Here is a 26,454-nt window from a genome sequence, read left to right as displayed (position 1 = left end):
CCGCCTGTGAAGGTCACGTGTGGGTGGGGGTACCTACCCGCCCATTAGGAGCCCGGGAAGGCTCCGGCAGTCGAACTGGGGCCGTGGCATGGGACAGAATGACGTCCGTGCCTTCCCTGTTGCTGATCGAGGACGACGACGCCATCCGGACGGCCCTGGAGCTTTCGCTCACGCGCCAGGGGCACCGGGTGGCCACTGCTGCCACCGGCGAGGACGGCCTGAAGCTGCTCGGCGAGCAGCGGCCGGACCTGATCGTGCTGGATGTGATGCTGCCGGGCATCGACGGATTCGAGGTGTGCCGTCGCATCCGGCGCACCGACCAGCTGCCGATCATCCTGCTGACCGCGCGCAACGACGACATCGACGTCGTCGTGGGCCTGGAGTCCGGCGCCGACGACTACGTGGTCAAACCCGTGCAGGGGCGCGTCCTCGACGCCCGCATCCGGGCCGTGCTGCGGCGCGGCGAGCGCGAGGCCAACGACGCGGCGACGTTCGGTTCACTCGTCATCGACCGGGCCGCGATGACCGTGACGAAGAACGGCGAGGACCTCCAGCTCACGCCGACCGAGCTGCGGCTGCTCCTGGAGCTGAGCCGCAGGCCCGGCCAGGCCCTGTCCCGCCAGCAGCTGCTGCGGCTGGTGTGGGAGCACGACTACCTCGGCGACTCCCGGCTGGTCGACGCGTGCGTGCAGCGGCTGCGCGCCAAGGTCGAGGACGTGCCGTCCTCGCCGACCCTGATCCGTACCGTGCGCGGCGTCGGTTACCGGCTGGACACCCCTCAGTGACCAAACCGCACGACAAGCTCCGCGGCTGGGCCGCGGCGCGCAAGGCCATACTGGCGGGGCTGCGCTTCACGAGCCTGCGACTGCGGCTCGTGGTGGTGTTCGGCCTGGTGGCGCTCACCGCGGCGGTCTCCGCCTCCGGCATCGCGTACTGGCTCAACCGCGAGGCGGTGCTGACGCGCGCGCAGGACGCGGCGCTCAAGGACTTCCGCCAGCAGTTGCAGAACCGTGCGGGCGCGCTGCCCGCCGACCTCTCGCAGGAGGACCTGCAGGCGGCCGCCGAGCAGATGGCCAACAGCAGTCAGCGCTACAGCGTGCTGCTGGTCGGCGAGAAGAAGGGCGGCGGCCAGATCGTCGGTTACAGCGACCTGGACGCCTTCACGCTCGCCAAGGTGCCGGGGCCGCTGCAGAAGGCGGTCGGCGAGAAGCAGCAGCTGACCTCCGGCAACAAGAGCCCGTACCACCTGTACTGGCAGCGGACCACCGACCACGGCACGCCCTACCTGGTGGGCGGTGCCACGGTGATCGGCGGCGGTCCGACCGGCTACATGCTCAAGTCCCTGGAGCCGGAGGCCAAGGACCTCAGTTCGCTGGGCTGGTCCCTCGCGATCGCCACGGGGCTCGCGCTGATCGGCTCCGCGCTGCTCGCGCAGGCCGCGGCGACGACCGTGCTCAAGCCCGTGCACCGCCTCGGGGTCGCCGCGCGGCGGCTCGGCGAGGGCAAGCTGGACACCCGGCTGCGGGTGTCGGGCACCGACGAACTGGCCGATCTGTCCCGGACGTTCAACCGGACCGCGGAGAACCTGGAGAAGAAGGTCGCCGACATGAGCGGCCGCGAGGAGGCGTCCCGGCGCTTCGTCGCCGACATGTCGCACGAGCTGCGCACCCCGCTGACCGCGATCACCGCCGTGACGGAGGTCCTCGAGGAGGAACTCGACGCGGAGACCGGCTCGGTGGACCCGATGATCGAGCCCGCCGTACGGCTCGTGGTGAGCGAGACCCGCCGCCTGAACGACCTCGTGGAGAACCTCATGGAGGTCACCCGCTTCGACGCGGGCACCGCGCGCCTGGTCCTCGACGACGTCGACATCGCCGACCAGATCACCGCGTGCATCGACGCCCGCGCCTGGCTGGACGCGGTGGAGCTGGACGCCGAGCGCGGCATCATGGTCCGCCTCGACCCGCGCCGCCTGGACGTCATCCTGGCGAACCTCATCGGCAACGCGCTCAAGCACGGCGGGTCCCCGGTGGCGGTCTCGGTCCGCCTGGAGGACGACCGTCTCGTCATCGCCGTACGCGACCACGGTCCCGGCATCCCCGAGGACGTGCTGCCGCACGTGTTCGACCGGTTCTACAAGGCGAGCGCGTCCCGGCCGCGGTCCGAGGGCAGCGGCCTCGGCCTGTCCATCGCGCTGGAGAACGCGCACATCCACGGCGGCGAGATCACCGCCGCCAACTCGCCGGACGGCGGCGCGGTCTTCACGCTCTGGCTGCCGCGCGACGGCGAGTGCGCCGACGAACCCGAGGACGAGGGCGCCGAAGGGGCTGAGGCATGACCGGGCGGGGCAGGAACGGGCGGCGGCTGCGTGCCGCGGCGGCCGTCGCGGGACTCGTCGCGGGGCTCGCCGGGTGCGGGATCAGGTCGACCGAGGTGCCGACCGACTACGGGGCGGCGCCCTCGCGGGTGCCGTGCGTCACGTCGGGCTCCGGCGGCCTCGCCTCGCAGTCGGGCAGCGGCGTGCCGGTGGAGATCTTCCTGGTGTGCGGGGCCCGGCTGGTGACCGTCGACCGGACCGTGCAGCTGCGCACCGACAAGGCGACCACCGACCGGGTGCGCATCGCCCAGGCGCTCCTCGACGAGCTGGCGGCGCCGGCCTCGGAGGCCGAGAAGCAGGCCGGGTTCACCACGGACGTGCGCGGCGGCGTCACCGCCTCCGGTCCGCGCGGGGGCGACCCCGCCCAGGCGCTGCGCCTGAGCACCCGCCCCGAGGAACTGTCCGCGTTCGCGCTCGCGCAGATCGTGTGCACGCTGGCCGACAACAACGCGTCCGCCGACAACCGCGAGGTGGTCATGGGCGGCCCCTCGGACAGCCCCTTGCGGAGCTACGAGTGCACTCCGGAGGTCCGTGCCCGGCCGGGCAGCGAGGCACCGCCGGCCCGGACCGTGGAGTAGCTGCCGCGAAGGACGCGGAACCGATCCTGCCGCCCGTGTCGTCTTGGGGGGCGTGCGTCAAGGCTCGGGCGGCCGCATTGCCGCCATCCGCTTCCGTGCGGCGGGGGGATTCCTCCTCGTCGCACATCTTCTGCTCGTCGGGTGGATCACGCTGCGCCCGCTGGACGTCCCCTGGGTGAGCGCCGCGAACCTGCGGCCGCTGGCCGGGATCAGGGCGGATCTGGCGCTGGGCGGCCTCCAGGCGGCCCGCCGGATCGGCGAGAGCATGCTGCTGCTCGCCCCGCTCGGGGCGCTGCTGCCGCTGGCCGGCGGCCGGCTGGAGGTCTCCCCGTGGGGTTCGCTGGTGCGTACGGTGGCCGCCGGAGCGCTGCTCTCGCTCGGCATCGAGCTGCTGCAGACCGGGGTCCCCGGGCAGGTCGTCGACGTCGACTCGCTGCTCCTGAACACCCTCGGGGTGGCCGTCGTGCACCTCGCGGTCGTCCCGGCGGCCCGGGCCCGCATCCGTCGCGAGCGGGGCGGCGAGCGCCGTGCGCCGCTCCCCCGGGAGGAGCTCTCTCAGGGGTCGACCCCGACGATTCCCAGGGTCGGCATCGCACCGTAGAGCGATGCCCGGGACCCCTGCCCGGCCGTACCGTCGAGGTATCGGGGCATACGGAGAAGCCTCACCCCTACGGTTCGTGAAGGAGCCCGACATGACCGCCCTTGCCCGCCCCACCCACGGCCGGATGATCGGCGGAGTGTGCGCAGCCCTGGCCCGGCGCTTCGGCACCTCCGCGACGACGATGCGCGTGATCTTCGTGCTCTCGTGCCTGCTGCCGGGGCCGCAGTTCCTGCTGTACATCGCGCTGTGGTTCCTGCTGCCCTCCGAGGGCAAGGCCCGCCAGGCCTGGTGACCCCGGCAGGACACAGCGATGGGGCGCCCCCCGGCAGGAGGGGCGCCCCATCGGCGTGCGCGGGAGAAGGCTCAGCCGAGCGGCAGGCCGTTGACGCCGGTGCCGCCGACGGGCAGGCCGCCGAGCAGGCCCGCGGCGGGGCCCTTCGCGCCGCCGAGGCCGCCGCCGAGGGCGCCCTGGCCGGCGGCGAGGGACTCGTTGGCGCCGGCGGGCAGCGCCTTCACGGCGTCACCGACGGGCAGCAGCGAGGAGACGGGGCCCAGCGCGGCGGAGGGGTCCGGGATGGCCGGGGCGGCGGGAGCGGCGTTCGCGGCACCGGCACCGGCGGCGGCGAAGGCGGCGCCGAGAGCGGCGACACCGAGGGTCTTGGCGGCAGACTTCTTCATCTTCAATGCGTCCTTGCGTCTTTGCGACTGTGTTTGCGGAAGGGGTTTGAGCGGTTCAACGACGGAAACCAGCCCCGATCACGGCCCATGGGCAAACGAAAGCGGCCGGGCTCGAAGAACCCGGCCGCACAGGCGTCGCGCAACGGCGCGCAAATGCCCGTCAGCCCACCGCGGAAGCGCTGGTCGAGACGGTCTGGCGGAACAGCCATTCGGACTTCAGCTCGGCGTAACCGGGCTTGATCACGTCATTGATCATGGCGAGGCGTTCATCGAAAGGAATGAATGCTGATTTCATCGCATTGACTGTGAACCACTGCATGTCGTCGAGCGTGTAGCCGAACGTGCCGACCAGGTGCTCGAATTCGCGGCTCATGCTGGTGCCCGACATCAGGCGGTTGTCGGTGTTCACCGTCGCCCGGAAGTGCAGCCTGCGCAGCAGGCCGATGGGGTGCTCGGCGTACGAAGTGGCCGCGCCCGTCTGGAGGTTGGAGGTCGGGCAGAGCTCCAGCGGGATGCGCTTGTCGCGCACGTACGAGGCGAGGCGGCCGAGCTGGACGGTGCCGTCGTCGGCGATCTGGATGTCGTCGATGATGCGCACGCCGTGGCCGAGGCGGTCGGCGCCGCACCACTGCAGGGCCTGCCAGATCGACGGCAGGCCGAAGGCCTCGCCCGCGTGGATGGTGAAGTGGTTGTTCTCGCGCTTGAGGAACTCGAACGCGTCGAGGTGGCGGGTGGGCGGGAACCCGGCCTCGGCGCCCGCGATGTCGAAGCCGACGACGCCCAGATCGCGGTAGCGGTTGGCGAGTTCGGCGATCTCCAGGGCGCGGGCCGCGTGCCGCATGGCGGTGAGCAGCGCGCCCACGCGGATCCGGTGGCCGTTCTCCTTCGCGCGGCGCTCGCCCTCGCGGAAGCCCTCGTTGACCGCCTCGACGACCTCTTCGAGGGTGAGGCCCTGCTCCAGGTGCTGCTCGGGGGCGTACCGGATCTCGGCGTAGACGACGCCGTCCTCGGCGAGGTCCTCGGCGCACTCGGCGGCCACGCGCTTGAGGGCGTCCTTCGTCTGCATCACCGCGCAGGTGTGGGCGAAGGTCTCCAGGTAGCGCGGCAGGGAACCGGAGTCGGCGGCCTCCCTGAACCAGATCCCCAGCTTGTCGGGGTCGGTCTCGGGCAGGCCCTCGTACCCGCAGGCGCGGGCGAGGTCGACGATCGTGCCGGGCCGCAGGCCGCCGTCGAGGTGATCGTGCAGGAGCACCTTGGGGGCTCGGCGGATCTGTTCGGCGCTGGGCGTCTCCCGGTCCGTGTGACCGGTCATGGGTGTCTGGCTCGTCATTTCGGCACTCTAGCGCCTACGCGCGTAGAACTCACTGGTCGATACGTAACAGTGACCCTGCGGACGGGTGGCGTACACGATGGCTTCTGACACTGTTCTGTCATGGCACACCAAGGGACCGCGGGGCCGGCGGGCGCGGCCAGGCTCGGGCGCGTGATCGGTACGGCGCCCCCGGCGGTGAGCGCGGTGGCGCTCCTGCTGCCCGGAGGCACCGAGACCTCCACCCGCAGGCCCTCGCCGCTGGCGGGGGTCGGCGTGCGGGCGCTGGGCCGCAGACTGGCCCAGGACGGCCGCTCGGCGGGCCTGGCCACCCACGTGGTGCACTACCGCTGCCGGGGCTGGAACGGCGCGCAGGCGCAGCTCGCCCGCGACACGACCTGGGCCGCCGACGAAATCGTACGTACCTACGGCGACGTCCCCGTGTGTCTGGCCGGCGTGGACATGGGCGGCCGGGCGGCGCTCCGGGCGGGCGGCCACACGGCCGTCAACTCCGTGCTCGCGCTGGCGCCTTGGCTGCCCGAGGACGACGTGGCCGCGCCGCCCGAACCGGTGAAGCAGCTCGCGGGGCGGCGGGTGCTGATCGTGCACGGCACGAACGACGAACGCACCGACCCCGAGCTGTCGTTCCGGCTCGCCGAGCGGGCGAAGAAGGCGAACCGGGACGTGTGCCGGTTCGAGGTGCACTCCGACGGCCACCGGCTGCACCAGCACCAGTCCGAAGTCCTCTCGCTGGCCTCGGACTTCGTGATGGGCACGCTGTTCGGGGCGGACTTCGCCCGGCCGTTGGAGGACGCGCTGGCCGCTCCGCCGCCGCTGGGGCTGCGGATGCCGCTGGCCTCCGGCTTCGGGCAGTCCCTGCGCAAGTGACCCGGCGACGGCGCCCGGTCCCGCTCACCGGCTCCGCCGAGTTCGCAGGGTTCGCAGGGTTCGTACTCAATCGCCGGACGGGCCGATGTCCACCGGGCCCGCTCCCATCTGCGGGAGCAGCTTTCCCTTTCTGCTCAGCAAGAACGCCTTGAACGCCGCCACCGGCGGTGTGTCCGGGTGGCCGCCCAGCCAGGCCACGCCGATCTCGCGGACCGCGCGCTGGCCCGTCACCGTCAGCTCCACCACCCCGGGCCGTGGCACCGCGGGCGGCGGCAGGAGCGCCACGCCGAGGCCCGCCGCGACCAGGCCGCGCAGCGTCTCCGCCTCCTCCCCCTCGAAGGCGATGCGGGGCTTGAAGCCCGCGTCGCGGCACAGGTCGTCGGTGATGCGGCGCAGGCCGTAGCCGGGTTCCAGGGTCACGAACGCCTCCTCCGCCGCCTCGGCGAGGCGCACCCGCTTGCGGGCCGCCAGGCGGTGGTCGTCGGGCACCACCAGGCGCAGCCGCTGCTCGTCGAGGCGGCGGGCGACCAGGTCGGGGGCGTCGGGCACCGGCGAGGTCAGGCAGAGGTCGAGCTCGCCCGCGCGCAGCCGCTCGATCATCGCCTCGCCGTAGTTCTGCACGAGACTGAAGCGCACCCGCGGGTGGTCGGCGCGGAAGGCACGGATCAGGCCGGGCACCGTCTCGGAGCCCATGGTGTGCAGGAAGCCGAAGGCGACCTTGCCGGTCTCCGGGTCGGCGTCCGCGCGCACCGACTCCGCGGCCCGCTCCACCTCGCCGAGCGCCCGCTCGACCGGGCCGAGGAAGGTGCGGCCCGCCGGGGTGAGCGAGACGGTGCGGCCGCGGCGGACGAACAGGTCGACGCCCAGGTCCCGTTCGAGCCGGACCAGGGCGCGGGAGAGCGTCGACTGGGGGACCCGCATCTGCTGGGCCGCGCGCGTGACGTGCTCGGTGCGGGCGACGCCCGCGAAGTACGCGAGGCGGGGCGCGAGCAGCGTCACGATGTCCTCCGGGTCACTGTTCTGTGACACGCGGGGCTGTGACCTGTGCTGATGCTGCATGGGATCGATTATGGCGTTTCCATGCATTGGACGCATCAAAAAGACGGTCGTACGTTCATGGACATGCCTGCTGCCAGTAGCGGGGCGTCCGCCACCCCTGCGGTCGCCCCGGCCCCGTCGTCCCCCTCCGCCTCCGCTGCCTCAGCTGCCTCCTCCGACTCGCGGATGACTCCCGGCGGTCCCGGCTACCGCCGGATGAGCTTCGCGCTGTTCCTCGCGGGCGTGGCGACCTTCGCCCTGCTCTACTCCACTCAGGCCCTCCTCCCCCTCGTCTCCGCGGACTTCGGCGTGAGCGCGAGCACGGCCAGCTGGACGGTGTCGGGCGCCACCGGCGCGCTGGCCCTCTTCGTGCTGCCGCTGAGCGCGCTCAGCGAGCGCTTCGGGCGCCGCGCGGTGATGACCGCGTCCCTGACCGTCGCCGTCGCCGTCGGACTCCTGGTCCCCTTCGCCCCTTCGGTCGAGGTGCTGATCGCGCTGCGCGCCGTGCAGGGCGCGGCCCTCGCGGGCCTGCCCGCCTCGGCGATGGCGTTCCTCGCGGAAGAGGTACGGCCCAAGGCACTGGTCGCCGCGATCGGCATGTTCGTGGCGGGCAACTCCATCGGCGGGATGAGCGGGCGCATCGTCACCGGCTGGGTCGCGCAGGCCTGGGGGTGGCGCGCGGCGGTCGCCGTGGTCGGTGTCGTCGCGGTGCTGTGCGCGGTCGCGTTCCGCGTGCTGCTGCCCGCGCCCCGGCACTTCACGCCGGGCCCGCTCAGCCCCCGGTCCCTGGCCCGCACGGTGCGCACCCACCTGTCGAACCCGCTCCTGTGCAGGCTGTACGCGATCGGGGCACTGTTCATGACCGTCTTCGGCGCGGTCTACACGGTGATCGGCTACCGCCTCACCGAGGCGCCGTTCTCGCTCCCGCAGGGCGTCATCGGCTCGATCTTCCTGGTCTACCTCGTCGGCACGGTCTCCTCGGCCGCCGCGGGGAAGCTGGTGGCCCGGCTCGGGCGGCGCGGGGCGCTGTACCTGGCGGTGAGCACGACGGCGGGCGGACTGCTGCTCTCGCTGTCCCCCTCGCTGGTCCTGGTCCTGCTGGGCCTCGTGCTGATCACCGCGGGCTTCTTCGCGGGGCACGCGGTGGCGTCCTCGTCGGTGAGCCGTACGGCCACGACCGGGCGGGCGCAGGCGTCCGCGCTGTACCAGTCCGCGTACTACCTGGGCTCCAGCGCGGGCGGCACGCTCGGCGCGGTCGCCTTCCACGCGGGCGGCTGGGCCGGGACGGTGGGCCTCGGCGTCCTCGCGGTGCTCGGCGTCGTGTCGGTGACCGTGTGGGGCTCGCGCGCGGCGCGGGCGCAGGAGCGGCGCGGGCCGGTCGCGGCCGCCCGCTGAGCCGGGCCACCGGGCCGCCGCCCGGCCGGCGCGGTCGCTCTCCGCTCATTTCACCTGCGGGTTTTTCCACTCCGGGGGCCGTTGTCAGTGGGCTGCGGTAGCTTCCGATGTGTGGGGCCTCACAGGGGCCTCTGCCGAAGCCAGGGGTGGGTTGGGATGAGTGACATCGCAGGGACGACGACCGAGCTGGACGCGACGCTCGAGAAACACCGGGTCGAGCTGACCGGGTACTGCTACCGGATGCTCGGCTCCGCCTTCGAGGCCGAGGACGCCGTGCAGGACACCATGGTGCGGGCCTGGCGGAGCTTCGAGAAGTTCGAGGGCCGCTCCAGCGTCCGCTCCTGGCTCTACCGCATCGCGACGAACGTCTGCCTGGACATGTTGAACGCGGGCAATCGCCGCGCCCGCCCGATGGACCTGACCGCCGCCGCCCCGCTGGCCCAGGCGGCGCTCAACCCCCGCCCGGACAACACCTGGCTGGAGCCGATCCCGGACGCCCGGGTGCTGCCGACCCCCGGCGACCCCGCGGAGGCCGCGGTGGCCAAGGAGTCGGTGCGTCTGGCGTTCGTCGCGGCCCTGCAGAGCCTGCCGCCCAAGCAGCGCGCGGTGCTGATCCTGCGCGAGGTGCTCGCCTGGAAGGCCAGCGAGGTCGCCGAGCTCATCGACACCTCCGTCGCCTCGGTGAACAGCGCGCTGCAGCGGGCCCGCGCCACCCTCGCCGAGCGCCCGGCGGACGACACGGCCGTGTCCGATCCGCTGGACGAGGAGCAGCAGAAGCTCCTGGAGCGCTATGTCGCCGCCTTCGAGGGGTACGACATGACGGCGCTGACCGCGCTCCTCGCCGAGGACGCCGTCATGACGATGCCGCCGTTCGACCTGTGGCTGCGCGGCACCGCGGACATCACGGGCTTCATGACCACCATCGGCGCCTCCTGCGCCGACAGCCGCCTGATCCCGGTGGAGGTGAACGGCACCCCGGGCTTCGCCCACTACAAGCCCGACCCGGACAACGGCGGCTTCGCCCCCTGGGCGATCCAGGTCATCGAGATCTCAGCGGGCCGGATCACCGGCTTCCACTGCTTCCTGGACACGCCGCGGTGGTTCCCGCTGTTCGGCATGCCCCTCCATCTCGACGACTAGGCCGAGGAGTTCGACGAGCCCGACCAGGCCGAGCAGCGCGAGCAGGGCGGGGGCGGGGTTCCTGAGCCGGATCCTTCCCCCCGCCCGGCGGGCGGCCAGCTGCAGCCGCGCGATGGCGTCGACGGTGGTGAGGTCGGCGGTGGTGACGGCGCCGACATCGCAGACCACGTCGCTGCCGGGCCCATGGCGGGCGGCGGCGACCCGCTCGCACAGCTGCGGGACGTCGCCCTTGCGCAGGGGCCCTTCTATACGGATGAGGTTCTCCGGACGGACGAGGCGTTCGGTACGGGTGGGGTGTTCGGTACGGATGGGGTGTTCGGTACGGATGGGGTGCTCTTCGGAATCAGCCACGCAGGGTTGACCGGCGCGGCGGGCGGAACTCATCGGTGCCACCGCCCGCCGAGCCGTGCCCGCGCGTGCGCCGTGTCCGTCAGGAGGGCGTCTCCTGGCGGGGCGGGCGCTTGCGGACCCGCAGGGTGAGCGGGTTCACGAAGTCACCGCGGCCGTTGTCGTACTGCTGCTCGTGGAAGCTCTGGCCCGCCCCCGACCCGTACATGCGGAAGAACCACTTGCTGTTCCACTCTGCCTTCGCCTCGGAGAGCCGCTTGAACTCCTCGCCGGCCTGCTGGGCGCTGCCGGACAGCTCGCGCAGCAGCTTGTTCATCCGGTCCATCGGGAAGGCGGAGGCGGGCGGGGTCTTGCCGCCCGGGCGCAGGAGGGGAAGGGCGGTCTTCTTCTTGAACTCCTCGACGAGCCTGGGCAACAACTCGTTCAGTGCGTCACCGGAGTTCGCCGTCCGGGTGTAGTTCTCCAGCGTGACGCGGTCCTGGCCGTCGGCGCTCATCGCGGCGACGCCCGCGAAGTGGAAGCCCCAGATGTCCTGGGGCCGTTCGGTGGGGGTCGCGGAGTCGGCGTAGTCGAGCTTGTCGCTCTGGCCCAGGGACACCGTGGTGTAGCCCTCGCCGACCACGGGGGCCGCGGCCTTGTTCACGCCGAGCCGGCCGGCCGCGTCGTCCATCTCCTCGGGGTGTTCGCGCAGCGCGCCGCCGTACCGCTGCGGGGTGGGGCCCCCGGGCGCGTCGACGCCGTCGGCGAGCCCGCCCGCCACGGAGTCGACCGTGCTGTCCTGCCAGGGCATGGCGTCCCGGCCGGTCAGGACGACGTCCGTCTCCTTGCCGCCGCCCATCAGTTCCCGGGCCACGTCGATGCACTCGTGCTTCATGAGGTTCGCGAATCCGGACCCGGCGTTCTCCGGGGCGTCGGCCGTGACCGGCTGGACGCGGACCAGGACGACGGAGCTGCCCGGCCTGCCCGGGTGCTGCACGGTGATCTTCGGGCCGCGGGCCTCCAGGCGGTACGAGCTGCCGACGCCGTCCAGCGCGGAGTTGCTCTCGGCGAGGACCTCGCGGCTCGCGTAGAACTCCTTCGGCTCGCGCTCGGTGTCGTGCACCGCGAGGGTGCCGTCGCCCGCGACCCTGAGCGGCAGTCCGAGCGGCGCGTCGAGCTGGACGCCCTGCTCCTCGGACACGTCCTGCTGGAACGGGTCGTGGGTGCGGGCGCCGACGTGGTCCACGGAGTGCTTGGACAGCCGCTCGGGGTCCGGGGTCAGGACGCCCTGCGCGGACTGCGACTCGAAGAAGGGCCGGTCGTCCTGCTCGCTGACCAGGCTCTTGACGGTGCCGGACGCGTAGCGCTGGATGCGGTCGCCGTGGGTGTGGGCGTGCCCGGCCGGGGCGTCGCCCTCCGCGGCGTGGGCCGTGGGTGCGGGGTCGTTGGCCAGGACACGGGTGGCGTTGGCCTCCGCCTCGCGCTCGAACCGGTCCGAGGGATCGGAGACCTTCAGACCGTCGCCGTTGTCCGTACCCGCCACCGGGCCCTGCCGCTGCTGGATGACATGCGTCAGCTCGTGCGCCAGCGTGTGCCGGTCCCCTCCCCCGTCACCGATCACCACATGACTGCCCGACGTATAGGCCCGGGCACCCACCTCCGCCGCCGACGCCTTCGCCGCACTGTCGTCGTGCACCCGCACGTCGGAGAAGTCCGCGCCCAGCCGCGCCTCCATGTCCGACCGGGTCCCGGAGTCCAACGGCCGCCCACCACCACGCAACACCTCATGCACCGCGGAACGCTGCACGGCCGGCTGTCCGGTCGTGTGCCCGGACTGCCGGAGCAGCTGGACGACGGCCGCGTTGCCCGCGCCGCGTTGCAGGGCGAGCAGCCCTGCGGGCGCGGGCGTGTCCCGGTCCGGGGTCCGCCGGGGCGGGGTCGCCCGGTCAGGTCCGGTGCCGGTGTGGTCGTGGTCGTGCAAGGCGGCCCTCCTGGGCAGGGGTGCGGCTCCTCCCTGCATACGCTGCGCGGGCCTGGGCGGTCCAGGTCCACGAGGGCACGCGTTCCGACCGAACGGGCAGGCTCGTGCTCCCCGGTGGCCGGGGGCGTCCTCTCTACGGGAACATCCTCGCCCGCGCAGTTCCCCGCGCCCCTGACCGGTCGCCTACGGTCGCGCCTTCCGGCTGACGGCCGGTGGGTGGTACTCGCGCAGTTCCCCGCGCCCCTCATCGGTCGCCTGCGGTCGCTTCTTCCGGCTGACGGCCGGTGGGGGTTGCTCGCGCAGTTCCCCGCGCCCCCGAACCGTCGCTTACGGTCGCGTCCTCAAGCAGCCGGCCGGTGGGTGGTACTCGCGCAGTTCCCCGCGCCCCTCATCGGTCGCCTACGGTCGCTTCTTCCGGCTGACGGCCGGTGGGGGTTGCTCGCGCAGTTCCCCGCGCCCCTGAAAACACACCCCCGGCGCCCACCACAGCACGCCAAGCCCCCCGAGGGGCGCGAGGAACCGCGCGCCCAGCCACTACCGGCCCGAAACCAAACACACCACCCCAAGCCCCCCCAAGGGGCGCGAGGAACTGCGCGGCCAACCACCACCGGCCCGAGGCCAAAGAGCCCCCCCCTAGCCCCCCAAGGGGCGCGAGGAACTGCGCGCCCAGCCACTACCGGCCCGAGGCCAAAGAACACCACCCCAAGTCCCCCCAGGGGCGCGGGGAACTGCGCGGACAACCGCCGTCGGCCCGAGGCCGAAGAGCACTGCCCCAGGCGCCCCCAGGGGCGCGAGGAACTGCGCAGGTTGGCGGTGGGCCTAGGTGGGCTCAGCCAACGCGGCCCCGCACGATGGGCGACCGCACGAAGTCCACCCCAGCGGGAGCGATCTCGTACGCCCCCTCCACCGCCTCCACCGCATACGCAAACCGCTCGGGCGTATCCGTGTGCAGCGTGAGCAACGGCGCCCCCGCCTCGACGGAGTCGCCCGGCTTGGCGTGGAGTTCGACGCCCGCCCCGGCCTGGACCACGTCCTCCTTGCGCGCCCGCCCCGCACCGAGCCGCCACGCCGCGACGCCGACGTCGTACGCGTCGAGGCGGGTCAGCACGCCGGACGACGGCGCCGTCACCACATGCCGCTCCCGCGCCACCGGCAGCTCCGCGTCCGGGTCGCCGCCCTGCGCCGCGATCATGCGGCGCCACACGTCCATCGCGGAGCCGTCCGCGAGGGCCTTCGCGGGGTCGGCGTCCTTGAGGCCGGCCGCGTCCAGCATCTCCCGCGCCAGCGCGAGGGTCAGCTCGACGACGTCCGCGGGCCCGCCGCCCGCGAGGACCTCGACGGACTCGCGGACCTCCAGCGCGTTGCCCGCGGTCAGGCCGAGCGGGGTCGACATGTCCGTGAGGAGCGCCACCGTGCGGACGCCGCTGTCCGTGCCCAGCTCGACCATCGTGGCGGCCAGTTCACGGGCGTCGTCGAGGTTCTTCATGAAGGCACCGGTGCCCACCTTCACGTCCAGGACCAGCGACCCCGTCCCCTCGGCGATCTTCTTCGACATGATGGAGGAGGCGATCAGCGGGATCGCCTCCACCGTGCCGGTCACGTCACGCAGCGCGTACAGCTTCTTGTCGGCGGGGGCCAGGCCGTCGCCCGCCGCGCAGATCACCGAGCCGACGCCCTCCAGGACGTCCAGCATCTCGGCGTTGGAGAGCAGCGCGCGCCAGCCGGGGATGGCCTCCAGCTTGTCGAGGGTGCCGCCGGTGTGGCCGAGGCCGCGCCCGGAGAGCTGCGGGACCGCCGCACCGCACGCGGCGACCAGCGGCGCGAGCGGCAGCGTGATCTTGTCGCCGACGCCGCCCGTGGAGTGCTTGTCGGCGGTGGGCCGGGACAGCGCGGAGAAGTCCATGCGCTCGCCGGACGCGATCATCGCGGCGGTCCAGCGGGCGATCTCCTTGCGGTTCATGCCGTTGAGCAGGATCGCCATCGCGAGGGACGACATCTGCTCGTCGGCGACCGCGCCCCGGGTGTACGCGTCGATCACCCAGTCGATCTGCTCGTCGCTGAGCTCGCCCCGGTCGCGCTTGGTGCGGATGACAGAGATGACGTCCATGGCGGTCCTTCCAGCAGTACAACGGCGTACGTACGTAGATATGCCGCGACTCTACGCGCATAGAGCCCGGAGATGAAGGCAGCCCCGCACCCGGTGGGAAAAGATCCCAAGGGTGCGGGGCCCGCGGTCAGTTGAGGCGGCCCGGCCGCTCGTCCAGGTGCTGCGGACCGAACGCGTCCGGCAGCATGTCGCCGAGCGTCCGCACGCCCGACGACGTCTCCAGGAGCAGGTCGGCGCCCCCGAACTCGTACAGGAGCTGGCGACAGCGGCCGCAGGGCATCAGGATCTCGCCCTTGCCGTCCACGCAGGTGAAGTGCGTCAGACGGCCGCCGCCGGTGAGCTGGAGCTGGGAGACCAGGCCGCACTCGGCGCACAGGCCGAGGCCGTACGAGGCGTTCTCCACGTTGCAGCCGGAGACCGTGCGGCCGTCGTCGACCAGGGCCGCCGCGCCGACCGGGAACCCCGAGTAGGGCGCGTACGCGCGGGACATGGCCTCGCGCGCGGCTTCCCTGAGGGCGTCCCAGTCGGCGTCGACAGCGGTGGTCGTCACTTGCCTTGTCCCCTTCGGTAGGGCATTCCGTCCGCCTTCGGCATCCGCAGCCGCTGGGCGGAGAGCGAGAGGACCAGCAGGGTCACCACGTACGGGGTGGCGGTGACGACCTGGTTGGGCACCTCGTCGGTCAAGCCGTACCACAGGAACATCAGCGCGGAGACGGCCGCGGTGATCACCGCGGGCACGTACCGCTTGCGCCAGGCGAGGTAGATCGCGCCGATGACCAGCAGGATCGCGATGAGCAGCAGCAGCGCGTGGACGTTCGTGCCGCCACCCCGGAGCTTCAGGCTGTCGGTGTAACCGAACAGGCCCGCGCCGAGCGCGAGTCCGCCCGGCATCCAGTTGCCGAAGATCATCGCGGCGAGGCCGATGTAGCCGCGGCCGCCGGTCTGGCCCTCCAGGTAGATGTTGGAGGCGACCAGCGAGAGGAAGGCACCGCCGAGGCCCGCGAGGCCGCCGGAGATGACCACGGCCAGGTACTTGTACTTGTAGACGTTCACCCCGAGCGACTCGGCGGCGATCGGGTTCTCGCCGCAGGAGCGCAGGCGCAGGCCGAACGAGGTGCGCCACAGCACCCACCAGCTCAGCGGCACCATCGCGACGGCGACCACGGTCAGCGGCGACAGGTTGGTGAACAGGCCGCCGAGCAGGCCCGCGAGGTCGGAGACCAGGAACCAGTGCTTGCCGTTGAGGTCCATCAGCCAGTCGGACAGACCCGGCACGGAGAAGTCGCCGAGCGAGTCGACGGGCGGCGACTGCTTGGAGGTGCCGCCCTCCTCGCCCTCGAAGGCGAAGGTCGCCAGGTAGCGCGTGACGCCCAGGGCGAGGATGTTCAGGGCCACACCGGAGACGATGTGGTTGACGTTGAAGGTGACCGTGACGATCGCGTGCAGCAGACCGCCGAGCGCGCCGCCCAGGATGCCGAACAGGACGCCCACCCAGGGGCCCCACTGGAAGCCGGCCCAGGCACCGAACCAGGTGCCGAGGATCAGCATGCCCTCCAGACCGATGTTGACGACGCCCGCGCGCTCCGCCCACAGGCCGCCGAGGCCGGCCAGGCCGATCGGCACGGCGAGCTTGAGGGCCGTCGACATCTGCCCGGTGGAGGTGATGCCGTCGGCGCCGGTGATGATGCGGACCACCGAGGTCAGCACCAGGACGCCCGCGATGATCAGCAGGAGGACGGGGAGCGAGACGCGGCGGCGGCCCGGCGCGGGCTGCTGGGCCGAGGGCTTGGCGACGGATGCCGTGGTCATCGGGCAGCCACCTCCTTCACGGAGTCGTTGTTGCCGTTGTTGCCGTTGTTGCCGTTCGCCCGGGCGGCGGCGGCCAGTTCCTCACCGACGCGCTTCTGCTGGCGGCGCAGGCCCCAGCGGCGGACCGACTCGGAGGAGACGACGACCGCGATCACGATGAGGCCCTGCATGATCACCGCGATCTCCTTGTCGTACGCGACCGGGGTTGCGTAGTCCAGGGCGGGCGAGGCCTTGTCGAGGAAGGCCCACAGGAGGGCGGCCAGGGCGATGCCGACGGGGTTGTTGCGGCCGAGCAGCGCGATGCCGATGGCGGTGAAGCCGAGGCCCGCGGGGAAGCTGAGGCTGTAGGTGTGGGTGTCGCCGAGCAGGATCGGCATGCCCGCGAGGCCCGCCATTCCGCCGGAGATCAGCATGGCGGTGAGCACCATGCGCTTGGCGTTGACGCCGGAGGCCGCGGCGGCGCTCTCCGAGGCGCCGGTGGCGCGCAGGTCGAAGCCGAACCGGGTGCGGTTGAGGACCAGCCAGTACAGGACGCCCGCGGCGACGGCGATGAACACGAAGCCGTACACCTCGCCGCCCGCCAGCGAGATGCCGGGGAACCAGCCGGACTTCTCCATCACGCCGGTGGTCTGGTTGTTGCCGACCGGCACGCCGAAGTTCTCGGTGAGGGTGAGGTAGCCGATGACGCTCGTCGCGATGGAGTTGAGCATGATCGTGGCGACGACCTCGCTGACTCCGCGGGTCGTCTTGAGCAGGCCCGCGATGCCGGCCCAGAAGGCGCCGGTGAGCATGGCGACCGCCATCAGCAGCGGGATCTGCAGGGCGGCCGGGAGCGCGACGTGCGCGCCGACCACCGCGGTGATCATCGCGGCGAGGCGGTACTGGCCGTCCACGCCGATGTTGAACAGGTTCATCCGGAAGCCGATGGCCACCGCGAGCGCGGCCAGGTAGTACATCCCGGCCTGGTTGATGGTCAGGACCTGGACGTCGGAGTAGGAGATCTGCTCCAGCATCAGGGTGTACGGCTCGATCGGGTTCTTGCCCGAGGCGAGCAGCACGACCGAGGTCAGCGCCACGGCCACGACGAGCGCGATGACCGGTCCGGCCACCGCGAGGAGCACGCGCTCCTTGTCGAACTTCTTCATCGGGTCGCGTCCTCCTCGGAGCCGTCACCGGACTCGGTGTGTTCCAGGTGACCGGAGGCGGCACCCGTCATGGCCGACCCCAGCTCCTCGGGCGTGATGGTGGACGGGTCGGCGTCCGCGACGAGCCGTCCGCGGTAGATCACCCGGAGGGTGTCGGAGAGGCCGATCAGCTCGTCCAGGTCGGCGGAGATCAGCAGGACGGCCAGGCCCTCGCGGCGGGCCTCGCGGATCTGGTCCCAGATCTGCGCCTGCGCGCCGACGTCCACACCCCGGGTGGGGTGGGCGGCGATCAGGAAGCGCGGGGAGTGGCTCATCTCGCGGCCGACGATCAGCTTCTGCTGGTTGCCGCCGGAGAGCGAGGCGGCCGTCACGTCGATGCCGGGCGTACGGACGTCGTACTCCTCGACGATGCGGCGGGTGTCGGCCTGCGCGCTCTTGAGGTCGAGCCAGAACTTCGGCCTGCCCCGGGTGTTGGGCTTCTCGGTGACGTGGCCGAGGATGCGGTTCTCCCACAGCGGGGACTCCAGGAGGAGTCCGTGGCGGTGGCGGTCCTCGGGGATGTACCCGATGCCGTCCTCGCGGCGCCTGCGGGTGGGGACGGCGGTGATGTCCTCGCCGGCCATCCGGATCACGCCGGAGTCGGCGTGCTTGAGGCCGATCAGCGCGTCGATCAGCTCGGTCTGGCCGTTGCCCTCGACGCCCGCGATGCCGAGGACCTCGCCCTCGTGGATCGTGAACGAGATGTCGTCGAGGAGCGCGCGGCCCGACTCGCCGTCGGCGAGCAGCTTGAGGCCCTCGACCTGGATCATCGGACGGTCGGTGACCGTCGACTCCGCGGTCTCGGGGGTGGGCAGTTCGCTGCCCACCATCAGCTCGGCGAGCTGGCGCGGGGTCGTCTCGGCGGGGATCGCGGTGCCGACCGTCGTGCCGCGCCGGATGACGGTGATGTCGTCGGCGACGGAGAGGACCTCACCGAGCTTGTGCGAGATGAAGATGACCGACAGGCCCTCGGACTTGAGCTCGCGGAGGTTGTCGAAGAGCGCGTCGACCTCCTGCGGCACGAGGACGGCCGTCGGCTCGTCGAGGATCAGCGTGGTGGCGCCGCGGTAGAGGACCTTGAGGATCTCCACGCGCTGGCGGTCGGCGACGCCGAGGTCCTCCACGTACGCGTCGGGGCGCACGCCCAGGCCGTACCGCCGGGATATCTCGGCGATCGCGCGGCGGGCCGCGGCACCGATGCCGTGCAGCTTCTCGCTGCCGAGGACGATGTTCTCCAGGACGGTGAGCTGGTCGGCGAGCATGAAGTGCTGGTGCACCATGCCGATGCCGCGCGCGATCGCGTCGGCGGGGCTGGCGAAGGCGACCTGCTCGCCGTCGACGGTGATGGTGCCCTCGTCCGGCTTCTGCATGCCGTAGAGGATCTTCATCAGGGTCGACTTGCCCGCGCCGTTCTCGCCGACGAGGGCGTGCACGGTGCCCTTGCGGACGGTCAGGTGGATGTCGTGGTTGGCCACGACGCCCGGGAAGCGCTTGGTGATGCCGTTGAGCTCAACGGCGATGCCACCGGGGGCGGTGGGTGCCTGGTCGGTGGGCGGAGGGCTGGTGGACGCGTCGATGGCGCACTCTCCTCGGGGGCCATAGGGCCTGAAGGGCCACAGGGAAAGGGGCCGCCTACGCGCGCAGTGCCCCTGCTCGTGGGGAACGTCCCTGGTCGGGCGTTCCCCTGTGCCGACTCCCGCTGGGCGGCGGGGAATCGGCGATCGGTCCGCGCGAACGGGGCGCGGGTGAACCATCGTCCCCCACACCCCGTTGCACGTGAATCACGCTGCCGTTACGGCAGGCGGATCGGTCCGACGGCGCCGTTACGGCGTGGTCTTGACCTTGATCTTGCCGCTCTTGATGCCCTCTTCGGCCTTCTTCAGCGCGGCCTGGACGTCCTTCATCTTCTGGAACTCGGGGTTCGAGTCGGCGAGCGCGACACCGCCGGAGGCGAGGTCGGCGCGGACGACGCCGCCCTTGGCGCTGCCGTCCTCGACGGCCTTGGCGAGGTTGTAGACCGAGCCCGCGACGTCCTTGGTCGCCGAGGTCAGGATGTACTTCTTGTACTTGGCGAGGGCGTCCTGCTTGTACTGGTCGGAGTCGACACCGATCGCCCAGACCTTCTTGGCGGCGGCGGCCTCGATGACGCCCTGACCGGACAGGCCCGCGGCGTGGTAGACCACGTCGGCGCCCTTCTCGATCTGGCCCTGGGCGGCGGTCTTGCCCTTGTCGGGGCTGGAGAAGCCGCCGTCCTCGGCCTTCTCGGTCAGGTACTGCTTGACGACCTTGACCTTGGGGTCGGTGTCCTTGACGCCCTGCGCGAAGCCCGCCTCGAACTTGTGGATCAGCGGGACGTCCACGCCGCCGACGAAGCCGACGGTCTTGGACTTGCTGGTCCTGGCCGCCGCGACGCCCGCGAGGTAGGACGCCTCCTGCTCGCTGAAGACCAGGTCGGAGACGTTCTTCGCCTTGACGGTCTCGTCGTCGACGATGCCGAAGGTGGTCTTCGGGAACTTCGCCGAGACCTCCTTGATGGCGGGCGCGTAGGCGTAGCCCACGCCGATGACCGGGTTGTAGCCCTGCTTGGCGAGCTGCGTCAGGCGCTGCGTCTTGTCGGCGTCGGACTCGCCGTCGACCGGCTCGACGGCCTTCTCGCCGGTCTTGAACTCGGCGGCCGCCTTCTTCATGCCGACGGTCGCGGCGTCGTTGAAGGACTGGTCGCCGGCGCCGCCGACGTCATAGGCGATGGCCACGCCCTTGTTCTTGTCGTCCTTGCTCGCGGCGGCGTCGCTGGACGTGCCACCACAGGCGGAGACGGTTACGGCAAGCGCGGCGGTCGCGGCGCCCGCGACAGCTATTCGAGACACCCGGCGCATAGAGACGAACTCCTTGAGTCAAGCAAGCACAAGCACGTACGAGCGCCTCACCTGGCGCTGATTTCGCCGCAGCGTAACGCGCGTAGACCTGACATAAGAACCCTTCTGTCCGGTCCGTTATCGAGCTGTGGCCACCGGGTGTCGGGAGCCCGAACGACGGGTGGGCGCCCCCTTGGAGAGGGGCGCCCAGTCGCCGCACGAGGTACTACGTAAAACGTCCCGCGGTCGCGCGCTACGGGACGGTCTTCACCTCGACCTTCCCGCTGATGATGTCCTTCTTGGCCTTCTCGACGGCGGCCACGACGTCCTTCATCGCGGTGTACTTCGGGTTCGAGTCGGAGAAGCCGACGCGGCCCGACTTGAGGTCGTAGCGCTGCTCGCCCTTCATCGGCTTGCCCTCGACGACCGACTTCGTGAGGTCGTAGACCGCGCCGCCGACGTCCTTGAAGGCGGAGCCGAGGATGTAGTCCTTGTACTTGGCGAGCGCCTTCTGCGCGTACTGGTCGGAGTCGACGCCGATCGCCCACTTCTTCTGCGCGCCGGCCTCCTGGATGACGCCCTGCCCCGAGAGTCCCGCGGCGTGGTAGATCACGTCGGCGCCGGCCTCGATCTGACCGCTCGCCGCGTTCTGCCCGCGGTCCGGGCTGGAGAATCCACCCTCCTCAGGCTTTTCGGTCAGATACCGCTTCTCGATCTCGATCTTGGGATCGACGGATTTCACGCCCTGGACGAATCCCGCCTCGAATTTGTGGATCAGCGGAATGTCCACTCCCCCGACGAATCCGACGTGCTTGGCCTTGCTCGCCCTGGCCGCGGCGACGCCCGCCAGATAGGAGCCCTGCTCCTCGTGGAAGACCAGGTCGGCGACGTTGTCCGCCTTCACGGTGTTGTCGTCGATGATCCCGAACGTGGTCTTCGGGAACTTCTTCGCGGCGGCCTGCACCGCGGGCGCGTAGACGAAGCCGACCCCGACGACCGGGTCGTAGCCCTGCCGGGCGAGCTGCTCCAGGCGCTGGACCTTGTCGGCGCTGGACTCGCCGTCGCCCGGCTCCATGTCCACACCGCCGATCTTGAACTCCTTGCGGGCCTTCGTGTAGCCCGCGTAGGCGGCGTCGTTGAAGGACTGGTCGCCCTGTCCGCCGATGTCGTACGCGAGTCCGATGCCCTTGCCCTTGTACGACGACGAGCCCGCGGAGCCCTTGTCCTTTCCGCCGTCGTCGTCCTGCGAGGCCTCGCTGCTGGTCTTGCCGCATCCGGCGGCGGCGAGGACCAGCACGGCGAGTGTCGCGGTGATGTGAGTGGCGCGAGATTTCCGGGAAGAGAGACGACGCACAGGAAGCACCCCTTGATCGCCAACGCGCCGTGTACGGCGCTGATTTCGGCGCACATTAACGCGCGTAGAAAGGGAGGGGAACGGGTTTTCGCGGTGCCGTTACCTCTTCGTGCTTTTCGCGCCGAGGGCCGGTTACGTCCGCGTGAACGCGGGATACGCGACCGGCCCTTTCCGTACGTCCGTGCGCTAGCGCATCGCGTCCAACAGCGCGGCGGCGGTGAACAGTTCGACGCCCGCGGTGATCGCGGCCTCGTCGACGTCGAAGTCGCCCTGGTGGAGGTCGCGCACCGTGCGCTCGCCGGGCCTGCGGACGCCGAGGCGGGCCATGGCGCCGGGCACCCGCTCCAGGTACCAGGAGAAGTCCTCGCCGCCGAGACTCTGCTCGGTGTCCTCGACGGAGTGCGGGCCGCGCCGCTCGGACATGGCGTCGCGCAGCAGGTCGGTCACCGACGCGTCGTTCACCACGGGGGGCACGCCGCGGATGTAGTTGATCTCGGACTTGGCGCGGTAGAGGTCGGCGACCTCCTGGACGGCGCCGTGCACCAGGTCGGGCGCGTCCCGCCAGGCCCGCAGGTCCAGGCAGCGCACAGTGCCGGCGAGCTCGGCGTGCTGCGGCACCACGTTGCACGCGTGGCCGGCCTCGATGCGGCCCCAGGTCACCGAGAGGCCCGAGCGGGCGTCGACGCGGCGCGAGACGAGGACGGGCACCTCGGTGGCGACCTTGGCGGCGGCGGTGACCAGGTCGGTGGTCAGGTGCGGGCGGGCGGTGTGCCCGCCGGGGCCGTCGAGGGAGACCTCCAGGCGGTCGCAGGCGGAGGTGATCGGGCCGTGCCGCAGCCCGATCCGGCCCGCGTCGACACGCGGGTCGCAGTGCACCGCGATGATCTTGCCGACGCCGTCCAGGGCGCCCGACTCGATGGCGTCGGTCGCGCCGCCGGGCAGCACCTCCTCGGCGGGCTGGAAGATCAGCCGGACCGGAAAGGGCAACTGGCCCTTCTCGGCGAGGGCGGCCAGCACGAGCCCGGCGCCGAGGACGACGGTGGTGTGCACGTCGTGCCCGCAGGCGTGGGCGCGGTCGGGCACGGTGGAGCGGTAGGGCACGCCGAGCTTGGTGTCCGGGATGGGCAGCGCGTCGATGTCGGCGCGCAGGGCGAGCATGGGGCGCACGGCCCGCTCGCGGCGCGGGGTGCCGTCGTCGGCGGCGTCCGGGGCCTCCTCCGGGTGCGCGCCGATGTCGCAGATGAGTCCCGTGCCGATGGCGAGCACCCGGGGCGCGAGGCCCGCCTCCTCCAGCCGGGCCTTGATGGCCGCGGTGGTACGGAACTCCTGGTTGCCGAGCTCGGGGTGCATGTGCAAGTCACGGCGGAAGGTGACCAGTTCGGCACGCAGCTCTTCGGGCAGCGCGCCGGGCAGCACTGCCGCGGAAGCGGACTCCGCTCCCTGCTCGGCTTCGGACTCGCGGGACATCAATTGGTTCACCCTGTGAAGGGTAGGCCGACCGAGGGGCCAACTGACCCACGATCAACAAAAGTTCAGCCCGATAGGGGAAGAATTCGTGGCCGCGTGGCGCATGGGCGTTGGTCGCGCTGGGTAACCTTCTGTGCCGCCACGGAGAGCGCGCACCCCGTCGGGCCCCGTCGGCGGGCCCGCGTCAGGGCCGCATCGCCCCCGCCACCTCGCGGGCCGTCCGGGCGAACGCGGCCACCGCGCCCGTGTCGTGCCCCAGGCGCCAGACCAGGCCGTAGCCCGTCGGTTCCGCGTCGGTGAACGGGACGTAGGCGACCCCGGGGCGGGCGAAGTACGCGGCGGTGTGGGCGGGGGCCAGCAGCGCGCCCCGGCCCGCGGCCACCAGCATCAGGGCCTCCTGCATGTTCGTCACGCCGGGGCCGCGGCCGATCGGGCGGCCGGCCGGGGTGCGGGAGGGGACGTGGTGGTCCAGCCAGTAGTCGGGGACCTCGCCCTCGATGGCGAGCAGCGGGACGTCCGCGAGGTCCTCCGGGGTCACGGAGGCGCGCGCGGCGAGGGGGTGGGCGGCGGGCAGGGCGAGGACGCGCTCCTCCGCGAGCAGCACCGCGTCCTTGGCCAGGTCGTCCTCGCGTACCGGGAACTCGGTGAGCTGGACGTCGAACTCGCCGTTGCGCAGCCGCCCGTACGGGTCGGCGAGCGGCACCTCGCAGATCTCGACGGACAGGCCGGGGTGGCTGGCGCGCAGGGCTTCCGTCGTCCTCATGACGATCTCACCGGTGAGGGGGTTGGCGAAGCCGACGTGCAGGACGGTGTCGATGCCGCGGGCGGTGGCCGTGGCGCGCTCCAGGGCCTCCTCGATGGCCCGGTGGTGCGGCGCGAGATCGGCGCGCAGCTGCCGGCCGAGCGCGGTCAGGCCCACGCGGCGGCTGCTGCGGATGAACAGCGGGGCGCCGACGCGGCGTTCGAGGCGCTGCACGAGCTGGCTCACCCGGGCGCGGGAGAGCCGCATCCGCTCGGCCGTGCGGCCGAAGTGCAACTCCTCGGCGAGCAGCAGAAAGCACTCGAGCTCATCGCGTTCCATCGACATACCCCCAGGTCGGTGCGGATCGGTCAGTCTGGCTGAACGAACGTTGCGATGTTCGCCGTTGTTCCGTCGCCCGCCCCGGCCGAAGGTTGTTGAGCCGACAACAAAGCGGCACCGACCCACCGCCCACCGGGATCACCACCCACGGACCAGGAGCACGCCGCCATGAGCCAGCACCCCGCGCCGCACGCGCCCGACACCCCCGACCAGGGCCTCACCGGCCGCGAGTGGGGCATCCTCCTCGTCCTGTGCGGCGCGATCTTCCTGGAGGGCATCGACGTCGCGATGCTCAACGTCGCGCTGCCCTCCATCCGCGCCGACCTCGGCCTGTCCACCGGCTCGCTGCAGTGGGTGATGAGCGCCTACGTCCTGGGCTACGGCGGCTTCATGCTGCTCGGCGGCCGGGCGGCGGACCTCTTCGGGCGCCGCCAGATGTTCGTCCTGTGGCTCTCCGTCTTCCTGGTCTTCTCCGGGCTCGGCGGCTTCGCCACCGAGGGCTGGATGCTGATCGTGGCCCGCTTCGTCACGGGCGTCGCCGCGGCCTTCATGACCCCGGCCGGGCTCTCCGTCATCACCACCGGGTTCGCGGAGGGGCCGCGCCGCAACAAGGCGCTGCTCTTCTACTCCGGCACCGCGGCCGGCGGGTTCTCGGTCGGCCTGGTCGTCGGCGGGCTGCTCACCTCGGTGGACTGGCGCTGGGTGTTCTTCGCGCCGGTCGTGCTCTCCGCCGTCATCCTGGTCGCCGCGCTCGCCCTGGTGCCCAAGTCGCCGCGCCCCGCACGCACGGGACAGCGCGTCGACCTGGCGGGCGGCATCACCGTCACCGCCGCCATCGTGCTGCTGGTGCTCGGCGTGGAGCGCGCCACGCACACCTCGTCCGCCTGGACCGCCCTCACGCTGGGCGCGGGTCTGGTGCTGCTGGCCGTCTTCGTCGCGGTGGAGCGCCGTGCCGCGCAGCCGCTGGTGCGGCTCGGGATCCTGCGCGGCGGCCCGCTGGTCCGCGCCAACCTCTCCGGACTGCTCTTCGCGGGCGGCTTCTTCGGCTTCCAGTTCCTCGTCGTGCTCTATCTGCAGGAGCTGCGGGGCTGGTCGACGCTGGAGACCAGCTTCGCGATGATCGTCATCGGGGTCGACGCGGTCCTCTCCCCCGTCCTCACGCCCCGCCTCGTGCACCGCTTCGGCAACGCCCGGGTGATCTTCGGCGGACTGCTGCTCGCCGCGCTCGCCTACTCGCTGTTCCTGCCGGTCGGCGCCGACTGGACGTACGCGATGATGTTCCCGAGCCTGATCGTGCTCGGCATCGCCTTCTCCCTCGCCTACGGCCCGCTCACCATCGTCGCCACCGAGGGCGTGGCCGAGGAGGAGCAGGGCCTGGCCGGCGCGCTGCTCTACACGTCCTTCCAGTTCGGCGCGGCGCTCGGCCTGTCGGCGGTCACCGCGGTCAACGTCGCGGCCACCTCCTCGCAGGCGCCCGGCGCGCTGCTCGACGGCTACCGGGCGGCGCTGTGGGTGCCGCTGGCCGCGGCCCTGCTCGCGGCGCTGATCAGCGCGTTCGGGTTGCGTACGGGCAAGGGCGGGGTGACGGTCGCGGCGGGCGTCCCCGCCGAGGTCCCGCTCCCCGAGGTGCCCGCGGCCCGCTGACCCGCGGGAGGCGCCGGACGCCCCTGCCACGGACGACGGCCGGTCCCGCCCCACGGGACCGGCCCGAACCCCTGTCCGGCGCACGGGACCGGCCCGAACCCCTGTGCGCCGTGCGGAAGCGGCCTAGGCTCCCGGCATGACCGACACCGATGCGAAGAGCACCTGGACGGCCGGTGACGCCGGGGTCCTGCGGTTGCCGTCCGGGCGGCTGGTGCGGGGGCGGGGGCTGCGGCGGCCGGTGCCGGAGGGGGCCGCGCCCGCGTTCGGGGTCTATCTCCTCGGCAAGGAGCCCCCGCGGACGCCCTGGGAGTCGCGCTGGCTGCGCTGGCCCGACTTCCGTACGCCCGCCGACCGCGAGCAGGCCCGCCGCCTGCTGCGCGAGGTGTGGACCCGGGCCGCCGACGAGCGCGTCGAGGTCGCCTGCGCGGGCGGGCGCGGGCGCACCGGGACCGCGCTGGCCTGCGTCGCCGTCCTGGACGGGGTGCCCGCCGACGAGGCCGTCGCCTATGTGCGCGCGCACTACGACCGGCACGCGGTGGAGACGCCCTGGCAGCGGCGGTACGTGGCCCGCTTCACCCCGTAGCGGCGGACATGCTCTAGGGGGCGTCTCTCCGATCTTCGTGGACAGGCCGCGGCGTCTG

At 72.0% G+C, this 26,454-nt stretch carries 24 protein-coding genes; 10 read left to right on the top strand and 14 right to left on the bottom strand.

Annotation, left to right across the window (positions count from 1 at the left end; genetic code table 11):
* Positions 1–107: 107 nt before the first annotated feature.
* From afsQ1 to ACFYXE_RS02115, 5 genes are all read left to right on the top strand, one after another.
* Entirely contained in the window at positions 108–785 is a 678-nt protein-coding gene (gene afsQ1 / locus ACFYXE_RS02135; protein WP_033264947.1) for a two-component system response regulator AfsQ1, read from the top strand.
* Positions 782–2,338, top strand: coding sequence for an ATP-binding protein (locus ACFYXE_RS02130; protein ID WP_389308021.1), 1,557 nt, complete (start codon positions 782–784; stop codon positions 2,336–2,338). The genes afsQ1 and ACFYXE_RS02130 overlap by 4 nt, the downstream gene beginning before the upstream one ends.
* Complete coding sequence (locus ACFYXE_RS02125) at positions 2,335–2,955, top strand: hypothetical protein (RefSeq protein WP_389308019.1); 621 nt, start codon at positions 2,335–2,337, stop codon at positions 2,953–2,955. The genes ACFYXE_RS02130 and ACFYXE_RS02125 overlap by 4 nt, the downstream gene beginning before the upstream one ends.
* 52 nt (positions 2,956–3,007) lie before the next feature.
* A complete protein-coding gene (locus tag ACFYXE_RS02120; protein ID WP_361170510.1) occupies positions 3,008–3,556 on the top strand; it encodes a VanZ family protein in 549 nt (182 codons plus the stop codon).
* A gap of 91 nt (positions 3,557–3,647) precedes the next feature.
* Complete coding sequence (locus ACFYXE_RS02115) at positions 3,648–3,848, top strand: PspC domain-containing protein (protein ID WP_361170513.1); 201 nt, start codon at positions 3,648–3,650, stop codon at positions 3,846–3,848.
* A gap of 71 nt (positions 3,849–3,919) precedes the next feature.
* Here the strand turns inward: ACFYXE_RS02115 and ACFYXE_RS02110 are convergent, their stop codons facing one another.
* Both ACFYXE_RS02110 and ACFYXE_RS02105 read right to left on the bottom strand, forming a co-directional pair.
* Positions 3,920–4,234 carry an ATP-binding protein gene (locus ACFYXE_RS02110; protein ID WP_361170516.1) on the bottom strand — a complete coding sequence of 105 codons (315 nt, stop codon included), beginning with the start codon at positions 4,232–4,234 and terminating at the stop codon, positions 3,920–3,922.
* 160 nt (positions 4,235–4,394) lie between these two features.
* Positions 4,395–5,564, bottom strand: coding sequence for an adenosine deaminase (locus tag ACFYXE_RS02105; protein ID WP_389308016.1), 1,170 nt, complete (start codon positions 5,562–5,564; stop codon positions 4,395–4,397).
* A 102-nt stretch (positions 5,565–5,666) separates the two neighbouring features.
* On the opposite strand from ACFYXE_RS02105, the gene ACFYXE_RS02100 reads away from it, so the two are divergent.
* On the top strand, positions 5,667–6,431 hold the full coding sequence (locus ACFYXE_RS02100) for an alpha/beta hydrolase (protein ID WP_389308014.1): 765 nt from the start codon (positions 5,667–5,669) through the stop codon (positions 6,429–6,431).
* 66 nt (positions 6,432–6,497) lie between these two features.
* Here the strand turns inward: ACFYXE_RS02100 and ACFYXE_RS02095 are convergent, their stop codons facing one another.
* Complete coding sequence (locus ACFYXE_RS02095) at positions 6,498–7,490, bottom strand: LysR family transcriptional regulator (RefSeq protein WP_389308012.1); 993 nt, start codon at positions 7,488–7,490, stop codon at positions 6,498–6,500.
* Positions 7,491–7,553: 63 nt separating this feature from the next.
* On the opposite strand from ACFYXE_RS02095, the gene ACFYXE_RS02090 reads away from it, so the two are divergent.
* Positions 7,554–8,864 carry an MFS transporter gene (locus tag ACFYXE_RS02090; protein ID WP_389308010.1) on the top strand — a complete coding sequence of 437 codons (1,311 nt, stop codon included), beginning with the start codon at positions 7,554–7,556 and terminating at the stop codon, positions 8,862–8,864.
* Positions 8,865–9,020: 156 nt separating this feature from the next.
* Positions 9,021–10,004, top strand: coding sequence for a sigma-70 family RNA polymerase sigma factor (locus tag ACFYXE_RS02085; RefSeq protein WP_361170531.1), 984 nt, complete (start codon positions 9,021–9,023; stop codon positions 10,002–10,004).
* Here the strand turns inward: ACFYXE_RS02085 and ACFYXE_RS02080 are convergent.
* From ACFYXE_RS02080 to ACFYXE_RS02030, 11 genes are all read right to left on the bottom strand, one after another.
* Positions 9,915–10,355, bottom strand: a complete 441-nt coding sequence (locus tag ACFYXE_RS02080; protein WP_389308007.1) for an STAS domain-containing protein — start codon at positions 10,353–10,355, stop codon at positions 9,915–9,917. The genes ACFYXE_RS02085 and ACFYXE_RS02080 overlap by 90 nt on opposite strands.
* Before the next feature lie 79 nt (positions 10,356–10,434).
* On the bottom strand, positions 10,435–12,312 hold the full coding sequence (locus ACFYXE_RS02075) for a DUF4157 domain-containing protein (protein WP_389308005.1): 1,878 nt from the start codon (positions 12,310–12,312) through the stop codon (positions 10,435–10,437).
* Between the two features lie 829 nt (positions 12,313–13,141).
* On the bottom strand, positions 13,142–14,419 hold the full coding sequence (locus tag ACFYXE_RS02070) for a thymidine phosphorylase (protein WP_361175870.1): 1,278 nt from the start codon (positions 14,417–14,419) through the stop codon (positions 13,142–13,144).
* Between the two features lie 127 nt (positions 14,420–14,546).
* Positions 14,547–14,969: a cytidine deaminase gene (locus tag ACFYXE_RS02065; RefSeq protein WP_361175867.1), complete on the bottom strand. Its 423-nt coding sequence runs from the start codon at positions 14,967–14,969 to the stop codon at positions 14,547–14,549.
* On the bottom strand, positions 14,966–16,228 hold the full coding sequence (locus ACFYXE_RS02060) for an ABC transporter permease (RefSeq protein ID WP_361175864.1): 1,263 nt from the start codon (positions 16,226–16,228) through the stop codon (positions 14,966–14,968). Before ACFYXE_RS02060 ends, ACFYXE_RS02065 begins: the two co-directional genes overlap by 4 nt.
* Positions 16,225–17,373, bottom strand: a complete 1,149-nt coding sequence (locus tag ACFYXE_RS02055; RefSeq protein WP_389308002.1) for an ABC transporter permease — start codon at positions 17,371–17,373, stop codon at positions 16,225–16,227. The genes ACFYXE_RS02060 and ACFYXE_RS02055 overlap by 4 nt, the downstream gene beginning before the upstream one ends.
* The gene (locus ACFYXE_RS02050; protein WP_389309459.1) at positions 17,370–18,989 is read right to left on the bottom strand and encodes an ABC transporter ATP-binding protein; all 1,620 of its coding nucleotides are present in this window, start codon (positions 18,987–18,989) and stop codon (positions 17,370–17,372) included. The genes ACFYXE_RS02055 and ACFYXE_RS02050 overlap by 4 nt, the downstream gene beginning before the upstream one ends.
* A gap of 246 nt (positions 18,990–19,235) precedes the next feature.
* The gene (locus ACFYXE_RS02045) at positions 19,236–20,288 is read right to left on the bottom strand and encodes a BMP family ABC transporter substrate-binding protein (protein ID WP_361175858.1); all 1,053 of its coding nucleotides are present in this window, start codon (positions 20,286–20,288) and stop codon (positions 19,236–19,238) included.
* A gap of 232 nt (positions 20,289–20,520) precedes the next feature.
* On the bottom strand, positions 20,521–21,621 hold the full coding sequence (locus ACFYXE_RS02040) for a BMP family ABC transporter substrate-binding protein (RefSeq protein ID WP_361175855.1): 1,101 nt from the start codon (positions 21,619–21,621) through the stop codon (positions 20,521–20,523).
* 186 nt (positions 21,622–21,807) lie between these two features.
* Positions 21,808–23,088 (bottom strand): amidohydrolase, encoded by a 1,281-nt coding sequence (locus ACFYXE_RS02035; RefSeq protein WP_389309457.1) that lies wholly within the window; start codon positions 23,086–23,088, stop codon positions 21,808–21,810.
* Between the two features lie 184 nt (positions 23,089–23,272).
* The gene (locus ACFYXE_RS02030) at positions 23,273–24,169 is read right to left on the bottom strand and encodes a LysR family transcriptional regulator (RefSeq protein ID WP_389307999.1); all 897 of its coding nucleotides are present in this window, start codon (positions 24,167–24,169) and stop codon (positions 23,273–23,275) included.
* A gap of 168 nt (positions 24,170–24,337) precedes the next feature.
* On the opposite strand from ACFYXE_RS02030, the gene ACFYXE_RS02025 reads away from it, so the two are divergent.
* Together ACFYXE_RS02025 and ACFYXE_RS02020 are read left to right on the top strand one after the other, a co-directional pair.
* Positions 24,338–25,813 (top strand): MFS transporter, encoded by a 1,476-nt coding sequence (locus ACFYXE_RS02025; protein ID WP_389307997.1) that lies wholly within the window; start codon positions 24,338–24,340, stop codon positions 25,811–25,813.
* A 136-nt stretch (positions 25,814–25,949) separates the two neighbouring features.
* Positions 25,950–26,396: a protein-tyrosine phosphatase family protein gene (locus ACFYXE_RS02020; RefSeq protein ID WP_389307995.1), complete on the top strand. Its 447-nt coding sequence runs from the start codon at positions 25,950–25,952 to the stop codon at positions 26,394–26,396.
* Positions 26,397–26,454 lie beyond the last annotated feature (58 nt).

This window comes from Streptomyces sp. NPDC002564, from assembly GCF_042889645.1.
GTDB lineage: Bacteria > Actinomycetota > Actinomycetes > Streptomycetales > Streptomycetaceae > Streptomyces.
This window is presented reverse-complemented; position numbering and strand designations above follow the sequence as displayed.

Excerpts from the sequence above, each read along its gene's own strand:
- ACFYXE_RS02125 (WP_389308019.1), top strand. The coding sequence starts at position 2,335 with ATGACCGGGCGGGGCAGGAACGGGCGGCGGCTGCGTGCCGCGGCGGCC.
- ACFYXE_RS02115 (WP_361170513.1), top strand. The coding sequence starts at position 3,648 with ATGACCGCCCTTGCCCGCCCCACCCACGGCCGGATGATCGGCGGAGTG.
- ACFYXE_RS02110 (WP_361170516.1), bottom strand. The coding sequence starts at position 4,234 with ATGAAGAAGTCTGCCGCCAAGACCCTCGGTGTCGCCGCTCTCGGCGCC.
- ACFYXE_RS02105 (WP_389308016.1), bottom strand. The coding sequence starts at position 5,564 with ATGACGAGCCAGACACCCATGACCGGTCACACGGACCGGGAGACGCCC.
- ACFYXE_RS02100 (WP_389308014.1), top strand. The coding sequence starts at position 5,667 with ATGGCACACCAAGGGACCGCGGGGCCGGCGGGCGCGGCCAGGCTCGGG.
- ACFYXE_RS02095 (WP_389308012.1), bottom strand. The coding sequence starts at position 7,490 with ATGCAGCATCAGCACAGGTCACAGCCCCGCGTGTCACAGAACAGTGAC.
- ACFYXE_RS02090 (WP_389308010.1), top strand. The coding sequence starts at position 7,554 with ATGCCTGCTGCCAGTAGCGGGGCGTCCGCCACCCCTGCGGTCGCCCCG.
- ACFYXE_RS02085 (WP_361170531.1), top strand. The coding sequence starts at position 9,021 with ATGAGTGACATCGCAGGGACGACGACCGAGCTGGACGCGACGCTCGAG.
- ACFYXE_RS02070 (WP_361175870.1), bottom strand. The coding sequence starts at position 14,419 with ATGGACGTCATCTCTGTCATCCGCACCAAGCGCGACCGGGGCGAGCTC.
- ACFYXE_RS02060 (WP_361175864.1), bottom strand. The coding sequence starts at position 16,228 with ATGACCACGGCATCCGTCGCCAAGCCCTCGGCCCAGCAGCCCGCGCCG.
- ACFYXE_RS02055 (WP_389308002.1), bottom strand. The coding sequence starts at position 17,373 with ATGAAGAAGTTCGACAAGGAGCGCGTGCTCCTCGCGGTGGCCGGACCG.
- ACFYXE_RS02045 (WP_361175858.1), bottom strand. The coding sequence starts at position 20,288 with ATGCGCCGGGTGTCTCGAATAGCTGTCGCGGGCGCCGCGACCGCCGCG.
- ACFYXE_RS02035 (WP_389309457.1), bottom strand. The coding sequence starts at position 23,088 with ATGTCCCGCGAGTCCGAAGCCGAGCAGGGAGCGGAGTCCGCTTCCGCG.
- ACFYXE_RS02030 (WP_389307999.1), bottom strand. The coding sequence starts at position 24,169 with ATGGAACGCGATGAGCTCGAGTGCTTTCTGCTGCTCGCCGAGGAGTTG.
- ACFYXE_RS02025 (WP_389307997.1), top strand. The coding sequence starts at position 24,338 with ATGAGCCAGCACCCCGCGCCGCACGCGCCCGACACCCCCGACCAGGGC.
- ACFYXE_RS02020 (WP_389307995.1), top strand. The coding sequence starts at position 25,950 with ATGACCGACACCGATGCGAAGAGCACCTGGACGGCCGGTGACGCCGGG.